This is a genomic window from Paenibacillus endoradicis (genome assembly GCF_024721975.1).
Genome location: NZ_JANQBB010000001.1, coordinates 462,166 through 474,688 on the forward strand (window position 1 = coordinate 462,166; position 12,523 = coordinate 474,688).

Here is a 12,523-nt window from a genome sequence, read left to right on the forward strand (position 1 = left end):
ATTGTAACGAATATTTCTGTGATTCGGAACAGACTGCAGGCAGGTAACGGACCTCGACTAAAGTCCAGCACTGCGTTGATGATAGATAAGATTGAAATGTTCGACTCAAAGACCGTTAAAGGCTTTTTGGGCGTAGTATCAAATATCAAGAGCTTGCAAAAGGGGAGCTCCCCTTTTCCATTGAAGTAATGGTATATTCAATCCAATCGCTTAAGGATGAAATAGCACTATGGGAAATATTGAACTTGTATGGCTGTGTATCTAAAATTTGCTAATCATGATCAAGCTATCAGATGTTAGAGCTTTCTTGCTTTAATTACAAAAGTTACAGGAAGCATTTTTGCTTTTTTTGCAAAATCGCTGTTACTGTCCCGCGACTGCATAATCTCATCATCAGATTGCTCAATCATTTGCTCAATTACAAATCCCGCTTTTGCTAACGCATTCACATAGGTTGATAGTTTACGGTCAGATAAGGTTAGCGTACTTTCGTCAAGAGAAACTGAATACCAGGATTCATCGAAATAACATTTTTTGAAAACAAGCATATCATTTTCTGCAACAACACATTTATGTATAGGGTGAGACCAACTGAAAATAAATACGCCGTCTTTTTTTAGGTAAGAAGCAATTCGGCAAAAAGTACCCTCAAGGTCCGTTGTCCAGCCTATGGCATAAATCGAATAAACAAAGTCAAAATAATCCACTGGTAGGCCACATTCATCTTCCATGGGAGAACAGATCAAATTGGCAGAAAGACCGCTCACCGTCAAGTACTGCCTTGTCTTTTCGATTTGGTTCTCTGATAAATCTATACCCCATAGTTCAGCTGCTTTGCGTTCCCCGTGATATTGCAAAGATTGTCCCCTACCACAGCCTATCTCCAGCATCTTTTTCCCTGAGACATCGCCAAAAAGTTGACATTGTTCTTCTGATACAAATGATCCATAAAAAGGAAGTGAGGTTGCTCCTAAAATATCATTTCCTTTTGTATCCCAAAATAAGCTATTTGTTTTATGAACAACATTTTTATCCTTATCGACCGATATGGCTACGCCAACCTCGCCAGCGCCTATAATGTTTGTTCTATATACAGAATTCTTGTCCAACCAGATACCCTCCCCAAATATAAATAATATGAGCCGAAACATATAACCCATTTACGCGTTATCCCGATAACACATATCAAACACGAACACTTTGTGGTATTAACTATAGAATAATTTACCATTTTCTTATGAACAAATCCACCTAAAATCATCCATCCAGCGCCCGTTTGATCTCGTATTCATAACTGAACCATCCTGCTACAATGGTTTCGGTCTGCAGCATAATATCATTAAAGTACACCTCTCCAGAGCAGTTTGTGATAACTAGACGGATTGTGATGGAGCGCAGTCTGCCATAACCCTTGGAAGAGGCGTACCATAGCACATGAGGAATTAGAAATGAGTAAAGGTGATATTTGCACCACGCTCATTACGCTGACGGGAGAAGATAGCTCAATGCCATCAAGAGAACCTTTTCTCATCTAAAGGGAAGGATAGTTTCAAAAGAGACTTTACTTTACTAGTACCTTACTATACAATGTACTTAATTATACAATGTTTAAGGGAGATTCCATGGAAATTGATAAAGAGATATTAAAGGGCCACATAGACACAATACTGCTCAGTCTTCTGAGGGAAAAACCGGTATATGGGTATGAGTTAGCAAGAACTGCGTTAGACCGTAGTGAAGGCGCTTTTGAGTTAAAAGAAGCAACGCTTTATTTATCTTTAAAGCGGTTGGAAAAGAATGAATTGGTTACATCGTTCTGGGGGGATTCAGATAGTGGTGGTGGCAGAAGGAAGTATTATGAGTTAACAGAGACAGGGAGATTACGCTTGAAGGAAAAAAAGGCGGAGTGGCTTTTTTTTAGAACGATAATAAATCAGTTTATGGAGGGAATTGAAGAATGAGTAAACCTTCTCTAGAAGCTAACAATCAAAAGCTTATTCATAAGTATATAGATAGGCTGTGCAATAAAATGAATGAGTCTCCCCAAGAAGTTAATGAATTTCGTGAAGAGATGATTAACAACCTTATGAGTAGCGTGAAATATTGGAAGTCAAAAGGCTTAGGTGAATCTGAAGCAGTTAGTAAAGCTTTGAACAGCTTTGGTGAACCACAAGAAATTGAAACAGAGTTGAAAACACTATACAGAATTAAGAAGGTGTTTTCAGGTAATATACTAAAAAGCTCAATCGCTATGTTATTTTTAGGAATAATCATAGTAGGATGGTTTTTGTACTGGAATGAACTCCGTCATTATGATGTTGCAGATGAAGCTTTTGAAATTGTACTCCAGGAAGTAGGAACAGCAGAAAATCCAATCAGTGACACAATGATTAAAGAATTGGAGCAGTACATTAATAAAAGTACAAGTGTTTCAGGAGTTGTTCTACGTATACAAGAGGATACGGGCATAGCCCCTCAAGATTATCCTATACAATATAAGTATCCAGAAAATCTAAAGTTGGATAAACTTAATAACATTCCTAACAATGAATACATCTTTACCTACATTGTTCCTAGTGGAACCAATATACTTATCCCAGGCACGAACAAAGCAATAAGTATTGATGTGGGCATACATTTGTTTAATGATACGACATTCATGATAGGTATTATTTTGTTGTTTGGATATTGGATATTATTTGCAGTTTGGGCAAGTATGAATGTTTACTATAAGGGTCATGGTAGAGCATTATTGGTAGTCTTATTTCTGCTACTAAATGTCGTTGGATACGCCCTTTATTTATTAGGGGTGAAATTAATTGGTGGTAGTACGGTAATTTGGAAGCATAGGCTAACATAAAACAGGAGCTAATAAGCCATAAAATTAGTATCTGAGTCGCTTGAAAATTAAAAAATGAGCGACATAGACAATAAAAGTAATGTCTATGTCGCTCAATTGAAGAGTAATGAGCAACGAAGATTAAAGCAATTCAAATATCTTGTATAACTATCGCTGCTACTTGTCGATTACGCTCGCTTATTTCGGTGCGCCTTGGCATTGGTATAATCATATGAGGTTCATCTTGCCAGTATAAAGGTAATTCATCTGTTGCATAGCTACTCCAATAATTTCTCCATTTGTCAGGTAGCGGGAGTAGTTCGGGTTTCTTGAATTGTTCTACAAGTTCATGATCGCTCATTGCTAGCCATACATGCGACCATGCCCTTGGGACAACCCGCCATAAATCATAGCCACCGCCACCGATTGCTACCCACTTACCATTACAATATTGATGGGCAAATTGATGGATGATATTAGGGATTTGCTCGTAAATACGCATCGAACAATGAAGATGCGAAAGCGGATCATATGCATGAGCATCACAGCCATGTTGGCTAACGATCAGATCAGGTTTATAATGTTCGATCACTTTAGTTAATGTAAGTTGAAAACATTCGAGCCATGAGTCATCTTCTGTGTAAGGATCAAGTGGCATATTGAAACAAGAGCCAAAACCATGATCAAGACCTTTCTCATAGTGATAACCTGTGCCTGGAAATAGAAATTTACCTGTTTCATGAATGGAATATGTACATACGTTGGGATCAGCGTAAAAACTGATCTGCACACCATCTCCATGATGAACATCGGTATCGATATAAAGAATTTTAACTTGATGCTGTTGCTGAATATGGCGAATAGCAATAACTGCATCATTATATATACAAAAGCCTGCTGCCCGATTCTCAAAGGCGTGATGTAATCCACCGGCCAAATGGAAGGCGTGATCTGTCTCTCCCGTTATAACGGCTTCAAGCGCACTTACAGTGCCTGATACAATAGAACAGGAAGCATCATGCATCCCTTGAAAGTAAGGCGTGTCATCCCCATGTAGTCCATACTGCTCAGCGATATCAATCAGACTATTATTCGGCGAGTCGCTACTTAAACCTTTAATAACATTTATATACTCTTGACTATGAGCCAAGGACAGTAGATGTTCGACATCAGTTATTGCAGGTTGCTGTATCTGATCAGGTAGAAGAGCTCCGATACTTTCCAACAAACTTATCGTTAATTGATAGCGAATAGGGTGGAAAGGGTGATTACTTTGAAATTGATAGGAATTAGCTAAAGTAGGATGAATGAAGACAGATTTTGACTTCAACATAATTACGATCCATTCCTTTCTGCATGCTAATCAGTTTACTTAATACATGAAGCGACTGCGGAAACGAACACGATCAAATCTTTCAATCGAGGGAAGAGGTACCTCTGCTCCGATTTTGACCATTAAGCAATTCGCTGGGTGAGCACAGATTTCTTCATCATCAGTCGCATACCAAATCATATCGACGGTCTGCATTAACTTTTCCATCATCTTGCGATAATCCCACACATTTAACCCACTGCCTTCCAAATCCCAATGCCAATAATATTCCGTCGTATAGACGATCATATTATCTAGCTGTTGTTCTGCGAAAGAAAGCTGAATCAAATCTTTGCCTAATCCAAGTCCACGATAATTATCCGCCACTTCGATAGCTCCGAGCTCCACAAGATCAATCATTTTACCTTGAGACCAGCGTTCGTATTCGTCTGGATAATGAAACGTTACATAGCCGATAATATGCTGATCTATTGTAGCTGTAATGATTCGACCTTCTGGCAGAGAAGCAATTTCAATTAACGCTTCATGCTGTTCTAATGGTCGCCTGAATGCATCAAGTGTTGCATCCATCGTCATGTCACGTAATTGTTCAGGAGGAATAGGTCCGGAGATTCTAATGTGTTTCTGTAAGGAAGGGATATATTTCTCAACCAACTGAAAACGCTTTCTATGCTCCATTATAGTTCCCCTTTTATATGAAAATAATTTTTATGTAATCAATAATTAGTGCACAGCATAACTATATACTAATTATTGATAGATTGGAAATAGATAGTGCAAAGTAATATAAATATGATATAATAATTACCATGTAAGCGCATTCTTATATCTTATATGTTTGAATTAGGAGAGTGATTCAATGATTGAATTACATCAAGAGCGTATACCTGCAACGGTGACTAATGGGAATTTACAAAGCTACGAACAATCACGAAAAAATTTTTCATGGGAACAAATCGAACAGCAACTAAGTTGGTCATCTACAGGGAAGCTCAATATGGCATACGAAGCAATTGATCGCCATGTCGAGAATGGAAAAGGAGATAAAGTTGCGTTAATTTATAGTGATCAACAGAGAGAAGAGAGCTATACATTTTTACAATTAAGTAAGGGTAGTAATCAATTCGCCAATGCTTTAAGAAAACTTGGTATTCAAAAGGGTGAGCGAATTTTTATATTTATGCCTCGTACACCAGAATTATATATGAGTGCATTAGGTAGTTTGAAGATCGGAGCTATTGTTGGTCCGTTATTCGAAGCGTTTATGGAAACAGCAGTTAAAGATCGTCTAGCAGACAGTGAAGCGATTGCTATAGTTACAACACCTGCATTATTATCTCGGATTAAACGTGATGAATTGCCTTCTCTGAAACATATTATCGTATTTGGTAATGATGTTGAAGAAGGCGATGGTATATTATCTTATGAGAGATTGATGGCTGAATCTAGCGATGAGCAAAATATCGAATGGGTTGATCGTGAAGATGGCATGATTCTTCATTACACATCAGGTTCGACTGGTAAACCGAAAGGTATTTATCATGTACACAATGCGATGGTGCAACATCTTTATACAGGTCAAATCGTACTAGATTTGAAGGAAGATGATGTATATTGGTGTACCGCTGACCCAGGATGGGTAACTGGTACTTCGTATGGTATCTTTGCTCCTTGGTTGAATGGCGTGACGAACATTGTGCGAGGCGGACGCTTTAGTCCAAGTGATTGGTATAGTGTTATAGAGAAGTATAAAGTAACGGTATGGTATAGTGCACCAACTGCATTCAGAATGTTGATGGGAGCAGGAGATGAAATTGTTAATCAATTCGATCTAAGTAGCCTACGCCATGTACTTAGTGTAGGAGAACCATTGAATCCTGAAGTTGTTCGTTGGGGCATGAAAGTATACGAACATCGAATTCATGATACATGGTGGATGACGGAGACAGGTGCGCAATTAATTTGTAATTATCCAAGTATGGATATTAAGCCAGGATCGATGGGTAAGCCGATTCCAGGAGTGAATGCAACGATTCTTGATGATTATGGTAATGAACTTCCACCATACCGCATGGGTAACTTAGCCATTGCTACACCATGGCCATCGATGATGCGCAAAGTATGGAATAATGATGCCAAATACGAAGAATATTTCCGAATCGCCGACTGGTATGTTTCAGGCGACTCTGCTTATCGTGATGAAGATGGCTACTTCTGGTTCCAAGGTCGCGTTGATGATGTAATAAACACCGCAGGTGAACGAGTAGGGCCTTTTGAAGTGGAATCTAAGCTAATTGAGCATCCAGCTGTTGCTGAAGCGGGAGTGATTGGTAAGCCTGATCCGATTCGTGGGGAAATCATTAAAGCGTTTATTGCTTTACGCGAAGGATACACTGCATCTGAGGAATTGAAAACAGAAATTGCACAGTTTGTAAAAGTGGGCTTGTCAGCACATGCTGCTCCGCGTGAAATTGAATTTAAAGATAAGCTTCCGAAGACGAGAAGTGGAAAAATAATGCGTCGAGTACTCAAAGCGTGGGAGCTTAATCTACCTACAGGTGATTTATCTACTATTGAAGACTAATAATTTAAGCTAACGTTGACTAAATGATTACATGATTAATGATAACCATGAGATACCATAACATACAAAAGGCATTTGGAATGAGAAATTCCAAATGCCTTTTGTCTACAGTCAGAAGGGCTTAAGAAGCACAATGTTGCCTCTCAAGCCCTTTTTTTAATATTTATTATTGCACAACTAATTTAGTAGATTGAGAAGATTCTCCAGTCTGGTTCTCAGCAGTGATGATATAGGCACCGCCAGGTTGAACCCCACTGTGTTCAATACTCGTTCCGTTTGTAGAACCAAGTAATTGATAATTCCCATCGTTAGCAGCACTGTAATACACATGGTAATTCGATACTTGTTCAGAAAGCGGATTAGGGCTCCAGCTTATAATCAAGTTAAGACCAGAGTATTCAGCATATAAACCACTAGGAGCTGCTGGGAGTGGTAGAGCTACAGAACCACCATTATCACCGCCATCTGGATTAGTAGGAATAGACGGGTCAGTTGGGTCTGTACCTGGATCAGTTTCAGGCATTGGATTCCAAAGGCCTGAAGTCACCGATAAGCTTGGACTAGACTGTTTCCCTACAACATCGACAGCAACGACATAGAAGCTAGTGAATTCAGCTGGATTTGTATCAACTGTAATAGAATAGCTATCTTTGCTGTAAATAATGGAATTACCGTATTTTTCGAATTCTCCATTGTTTACGGAACGGAATACCCGATATCCTACGATATCAGCAGCTTTACTATTAGAGAATGTCAATACGCCATTATTCAATCTAACACTTGATGGTGCATCAGGTAGAGAACCATCATCCACGCGAGGGTCCGTAATAGACGGAGCATCTCGACCGGCATCAGCAGGAACGTATACAGAAAGATCACGACGACTCTCAGCTGATAGTTTAGATTGAGCATTTTTTAGATCAAGCATCAGTTGATCTAGCGGCATTTTACGAACAATGACAAGTTTTTCAACTAACATATCTTCAGGTGTAAGTGAATTTGGAACATAATTAATACCGTTATATTCAATGACTTTCATATTGATTAACGTATCGTCAACCTTTTTCGGAATGAACTGTCTATTGAACCAATCCGTAACGACAAGACCTGCTTGTTTGTTAAGGGATGAAGGCAATAATCCACTTGTTGAAGATACAGTCGCTTTCACAATGTCATCTGGTTGTGTGAACTCTTTGTTCACGAATAACTGTGATTGCTTTTCTGTTAATTGATTCATAATAAGTGCCCAAATCGAGCGTGCTCGTGTGCGACCTGTTGTCGTTAATGTATGAGTAGGTTTCTCATAACCAGCCCATACGCCTAATGTAACATCCGGTGAGAATCCGACAAACCACACATCACCATAGCTTTGTGTAGATCCAGTTTTACCACCGAAGTCAATATCTTTATATGCTTTCAGTTGACCAGCTAAGGCGTGAGCAGTACCTGCGCCATCTGAAATTACAGTTCTAAGCATATCAGACATTAAAAAGGCACTTTGTTCAGATACGACTTGTTTAGGCATATCTTGATGTTCATACACAACTTTTCCATTTGTATCAGTAATTTTAGCAATCATGAATGCGTCGTTGAATACCCCTTTGTTAGGTATAGCACCGTAAGCATTTGTAAGTTCTTCTACGGTTACTCCGTTAAGTAGACCACCAATTACACCGGTTTTAGCAGAGTAATCACTTTCCGCAATTGTAGTAATACCCAATTCTTTAACAAAATCAAGCGCAACAGGTATTGTAAGTTCTTCGTTATAAATTTTTAGAGCTGGAATATTCATTGACCGATTAAGCGCATTACGTGCAGTGACCAAGCCAGTAAATTTACGATTAGCGTTCATTGGAATATGGAAACCCTTTTGACCATCTTGCAAAATTAATGGTGCATCATCAATGATACTTGCTGGTTGAATTAAACCTTTATCAATTGCAGGCAAGTATGCAGCGATCGTCTTCATCGTAGATCCTGGTTGACGAATCATTTGAGTTGCATGGTTCAGCTGTTCTTGATAGAAGTCACGACCTTCAATCATACCAAGAATAGCGCCTGTAGTATGATCAATTAGCATAGCTCCAACTTGCTCCACACCTTTTTCTGAACTATCTGGTGTAAAGTTTTCTGGATTACTACCGATCTCTCTCATAATATCGTAGATATCTTTATTGATCGTAGTATGAACATGATATCCGCCACGTAATAATTCTTCACGCGCGTCTTCAATTAAACTTGCATTTTCTGGTAACTTCAAATCCTCAGCTGTTAGCTCTTTGTTCTTTTGCAATAGTAATACTTTTGCTGCTTCACGCTCAGCCTCTAACATAAGGAAAGGATAAGTGTTGTATGCTTTTTCTGTTGGTTCAGCGATTGAAGCTCGAATATCAAATGCAAGCGCTGAATTATATTGGTCTTTATCAATTTTTCCAGTTTCAAGCATACGACTTAATACGACGCCTTGACGTTTGATCGCATTTTCAATACCTTTTTCATTATACTGTCCAGAACCAGTGAAGGCAGTATATGTTGATGGTAATTGTGGTAAGCCTGCAAGATACGCAGCTTGTGCAACATTAAGTTTACTCAAATCTTCAATACCGAAAATTCCTTTTGCGGCAGCTTGAATACCAAATACTTGATAACCGTTAGAACCATTACCGAAAGGCATTTTATTTAAATAAGCTGTAATAATTTCTTCTTTTTTCAAAAATCTTTCCATTCTCAAGGAAAGGAAAATTTCTTTGATTTTTCTACTATCCGTGCGATCCAAATTAAGGAATACTCGTCGAGCGAGTTGTTGCGTAATTGTACTACCACCAGTTTGAGTGTCCTCATTAAACAGTTTTTCTTTGACGGCACGACCAAGGCCCCATACATCAATACCCGGGTGTTCAAAGAAATGGCTATCTTCAGTCGCTACTAATGCATCAATTGCGATTTGAGGGATATCATCGTATGTAACTACGATACGATCTTCATCTGTCCGTAACTGCCCGACAAGTGTCTCATCGTTGAAATATACATAACCTGTCATAGAATACTCAGCAACTTTGCTTTGAATATAAGATTGTGATCTTACATCTTCACCCTTCACATTGGCTGCGACATAACCTGCAACGACACCGCCTGCTAATAAGCCACCAAATATGACGAATAATAGAATCCATTTGAATGTTAAGAAACTAATAAGTGCAAACCAACGCCATTTTCCATAAGGAAGTGGCTGTGATTGTTGTTCCTCATGCATGTTTTCACATTCCTCCTCTAGCATAACGGAAATATTATACCATAAATATGTTAGCCAAGTATATCGTTCATACAAAAGCTCATGCCCGATGGCTCCTTTATTAGTAGAAGCAATCTTCAAATTATGACAATTTATGTATCATTAATGAAATGATTTTTTTTTTCTATATACGTTTCATTAATTAATAATTAGACGGTGTTTATAGGTCATTAGTTGCATTATTTGGAAATATAAAGCGCTTTATTGTCGAATGATAAAAATGCATCTAAAGTGCTATTTGTATTGCATTGAAGTAAATTATGAAACCATCTTTGGGAAATGATGTATTATTTATTGTAATCATGTAAAATGAATATGATTGACAATATAGGTAAAGGAGGAGGGGAATGGAAACTTTATACTGGGGATGCCTCATATTCGGTATTTTGTATACCATTGTTGTCGTTATTTTTGGCGATGTTCTAGAAGGAGCACTCGATGCTTCACTGGAATGGCTTCAATTAGACAATCTACCATTAATTCAGCCAATCACTCTAGTTGGTGGATTAGCTATCTTTGGTGGAGCCGGAATCTTGCTTATGCACTACACGGATTTCGCAACAGCAATGGTAATCTTAATATCGATATGCATCGGAATCATTGGCATAATTCTTATTTACTTTGTGTATGTGAAGCCAATGGAGAACGCAGAAATGTCAACCAGCTATTCGATGTTAGAACTGGTAGGTAAGGAAGCTGTTGTTACTACTCCTGTTCCAGTTGAGGGGTTTGGAGAAGTGATTGTGAAGACAATCGCAGGCATTACGAGCCATATTGCTGCAAGTTATGATAAGCAACCAATTGCAGCAGGCAATCATGTCGTCGTTGTAGAAGTCCATGAAAGTATACTTTATGTTGCAGAAATTCATTTGTAAAAACGAGGAGGTAATTTAAAAGTGAACGAAGCGATGATAGTTCCTTTGATCGTAGTTGGTATTATTTTAATTATTGGTTTAGCATTTTGGGCAAGATACAAAACGGTTAGTCCTGACGAGGCGATGTTAATTACCGGATCATTTCTGGGTACGCGTAATACATCTGTAGATGAATCAGGCCGTAAGGTGAAAATTATACGAGGTGGCGGAGCGTTCATACTTCCAATATTTCAACAGGCACAATTCCTATCTCTTTTGTCTCATAAATTAGATATTGCTACCCCAGAAGTGTATTCTGCACAAGGTGTACCTGTGTTCTCAAATGGTGTAGCTATTATTAAAATTGGTGGTGCTGTTGAAGACATTGCGACAGCAGCTGAGCAATTTTTAGGTAAACCTACTGAAGCGTTGAAAAGTGAAGCTCAAGAAGTTTTGGAAGGACACTTACGAGCAATTCTAGGGATGATGACTGTTGAAGAAATTTATCGTAATCGTGATAAATTCGCTCAAGAAGTGCAAGGTGTTGCAGCTCGTGATTTGAAGAAGATGGGTCTTGTTATTGTTTCATTTACGATTAAAGATGTACGAGATAAACATGGGTATTTAGATGCACTTGGTAAGCCAAGAATTGCTGCAGTTAAGCGTGATGCCGAAATTGCTGAAGCGGAAGCAGCGCGTGATGCTACCATTCAAAAGGCACTAGCAACGGAAGCAGCACAAAAAGCTGAACTAATGAAAGATACAAATATTTCTGAAGCTGAACGTGATAAAGAAATGAAAATTGCTTCCTTTAAAAAGGATCAAGACACAGCAAAAGCAGAAGCGGACCAAGCGTATGCGATTCAAGAAGCAAAAGCTAAGCAGTCTGTAGTTGAAGAACAGATGCGTGTTGAACTCGTTCGTAAAGAACGTGAGATTGATCTGGAAGGAAAAGAAATACTTAGACGTGAGAAGCAATTTGATGCCGAAGTGAAAAAGAAAGCAGATGCTGATCGTTATGCTGTTGAACAGGCCGCAGAAGCAAATAAAGTGAAACAATTGAAAGAAGCAGACGCCATTCAATACCGTATTGAAGCGGAAGCGAGAGCAAATGCTGAACAAGTGCGTTTGGAAGGTATTGCAATTGCTGATGTTGAGCGCGCTCAGGGTACTGCAACTGCAGAAGTTATTCGCTTGAAAGGATTAGCTGAAGCCGAAGCGAAGGAGAAATTAGCAATAGCATTTGAGAAGTTCGGAGAAGCTGCTGTATTAGATATTGTACTGAAAATGCTTCCTGAATTAGCAGGAAAAGTTGCTGAGCCAATTAGTGCAATCGATAAACTATCGATCGTTGATACAGGAAATGGTGAAGGTGCAGCTAGATTAAGTAATTATGTTACTTCTTTAATGGCTACAGCACCAGAAATGCTTGAAAATGTAACGGGTATTAATGTGAATGAGCTTATTCAAAAGTTTGTTAACGTAGACAAGAAACAACCTGATATTATCGAGCAAACGTTAGCAGCAGTTGTAAATAACGAAAAAAAAGTGATTGACACTAGTACTGATTTGTAATCTATCGATCGATAACTGAATATATATAATAAAAAGGACTGCATCG

9 protein-coding genes are annotated in these 12,523 nt (G+C 38.6%); 5 read left to right on the forward strand and 4 right to left on the reverse strand.

Going from position 1 to position 12,523, the window contains the following annotated elements:
- Nucleotides 1-296: 296 nt before the first annotated feature.
- Nucleotides 297-1,109, reverse strand: coding sequence for a class I SAM-dependent methyltransferase (locus NV377_RS02020; protein ID WP_258199501.1), 813 nt, complete (start codon nt 1,107-1,109; stop codon nt 297-299).
- A gap of 513 nt (nt 1,110-1,622) precedes the next feature.
- On the opposite strand from NV377_RS02020, the gene NV377_RS02025 reads away from it, so the two are divergent.
- Together NV377_RS02025 and NV377_RS02030 are read left to right on the forward strand one after the other, a co-directional pair.
- The gene (locus NV377_RS02025) at nt 1,623-1,961 is read left to right on the forward strand and encodes a PadR family transcriptional regulator (RefSeq protein WP_258199502.1); all 339 of its coding nucleotides are present in this window, start codon (nt 1,623-1,625) and stop codon (nt 1,959-1,961) included.
- A complete protein-coding gene (locus NV377_RS02030; RefSeq protein WP_258199503.1) occupies nt 1,958-2,860 on the forward strand; it encodes a permease prefix domain 1-containing protein in 903 nt (300 codons plus the stop codon). The genes NV377_RS02025 and NV377_RS02030 overlap by 4 nt, the downstream gene beginning before the upstream one ends.
- Before the next feature lie 130 nt (nt 2,861-2,990).
- Here NV377_RS02030 and NV377_RS02035 read toward each other — a convergent pair whose 3' ends face one another.
- Together NV377_RS02035 and NV377_RS02040 are read right to left on the reverse strand one after the other, a co-directional pair.
- Nucleotides 2,991-4,172: an acetoin utilization protein AcuC gene (locus tag NV377_RS02035; protein WP_258199504.1), complete on the reverse strand. Its 1,182-nt coding sequence runs from the start codon at nt 4,170-4,172 to the stop codon at nt 2,991-2,993.
- A gap of 39 nt (nt 4,173-4,211) precedes the next feature.
- Nucleotides 4,212-4,850 (reverse strand): GNAT family N-acetyltransferase, encoded by a 639-nt coding sequence (locus NV377_RS02040; protein WP_258199505.1) that lies wholly within the window; start codon nt 4,848-4,850, stop codon nt 4,212-4,214.
- A gap of 181 nt (nt 4,851-5,031) precedes the next feature.
- Here NV377_RS02040 and acsA point away from each other — a divergent pair, with 181 nt between their 5' ends.
- Nucleotides 5,032-6,756, forward strand: a complete 1,725-nt coding sequence (gene acsA / locus NV377_RS02045; RefSeq protein WP_258199506.1) for an acetate--CoA ligase — start codon at nt 5,032-5,034, stop codon at nt 6,754-6,756.
- A gap of 166 nt (nt 6,757-6,922) precedes the next feature.
- On the opposite strand, the gene NV377_RS02050 is transcribed toward acsA, so the two are convergent.
- On the reverse strand, nt 6,923-10,009 hold the full coding sequence (locus tag NV377_RS02050; protein ID WP_258199507.1) for a transglycosylase domain-containing protein: 3,087 nt from the start codon (nt 10,007-10,009) through the stop codon (nt 6,923-6,925).
- Between the two features lie 386 nt (nt 10,010-10,395).
- On the opposite strand from NV377_RS02050, the gene NV377_RS02055 reads away from it, so the two are divergent.
- Both NV377_RS02055 and floT read left to right on the forward strand, forming a co-directional pair.
- Complete coding sequence (locus NV377_RS02055) at nt 10,396-10,923, forward strand: NfeD family membrane protein (protein WP_258199508.1); 528 nt, start codon at nt 10,396-10,398, stop codon at nt 10,921-10,923.
- A gap of 33 nt (nt 10,924-10,956) precedes the next feature.
- The gene (gene floT, locus NV377_RS02060) at nt 10,957-12,477 is read left to right on the forward strand and encodes a flotillin lipid rafts scaffold protein FloT (protein WP_258200339.1); all 1,521 of its coding nucleotides are present in this window, start codon (nt 10,957-10,959) and stop codon (nt 12,475-12,477) included.
- Nucleotides 12,478-12,523 lie beyond the last annotated feature (46 nt).

What these genes read in the sequence shown, in the direction of transcription:
- NV377_RS02025 (WP_258199502.1), top strand. Translation starts at nt 1,623, where the DNA reads ATGGAAATTGATAAAGAGATATTAAAGGGCCACATAGACACAATACTG.
- NV377_RS02030 (WP_258199503.1), top strand. Translation starts at nt 1,958, where the DNA reads ATGAGTAAACCTTCTCTAGAAGCTAACAATCAAAAGCTTATTCATAAG.
- NV377_RS02035 (WP_258199504.1), bottom strand. Translation starts at nt 4,172, where the DNA reads ATGTTGAAGTCAAAATCTGTCTTCATTCATCCTACTTTAGCTAATTCC.
- NV377_RS02040 (WP_258199505.1), bottom strand. Translation starts at nt 4,850, where the DNA reads ATGGAGCATAGAAAGCGTTTTCAGTTGGTTGAGAAATATATCCCTTCC.
- acsA (WP_258199506.1), top strand. Translation starts at nt 5,032, where the DNA reads ATGATTGAATTACATCAAGAGCGTATACCTGCAACGGTGACTAATGGG.
- NV377_RS02050 (WP_258199507.1), bottom strand. Translation starts at nt 10,009, where the DNA reads ATGCATGAGGAACAACAATCACAGCCACTTCCTTATGGAAAATGGCGT.
- NV377_RS02055 (WP_258199508.1), top strand. Translation starts at nt 10,396, where the DNA reads ATGGAAACTTTATACTGGGGATGCCTCATATTCGGTATTTTGTATACC.
- floT (WP_258200339.1), top strand. Translation starts at nt 10,957, where the DNA reads ATGATAGTTCCTTTGATCGTAGTTGGTATTATTTTAATTATTGGTTTA.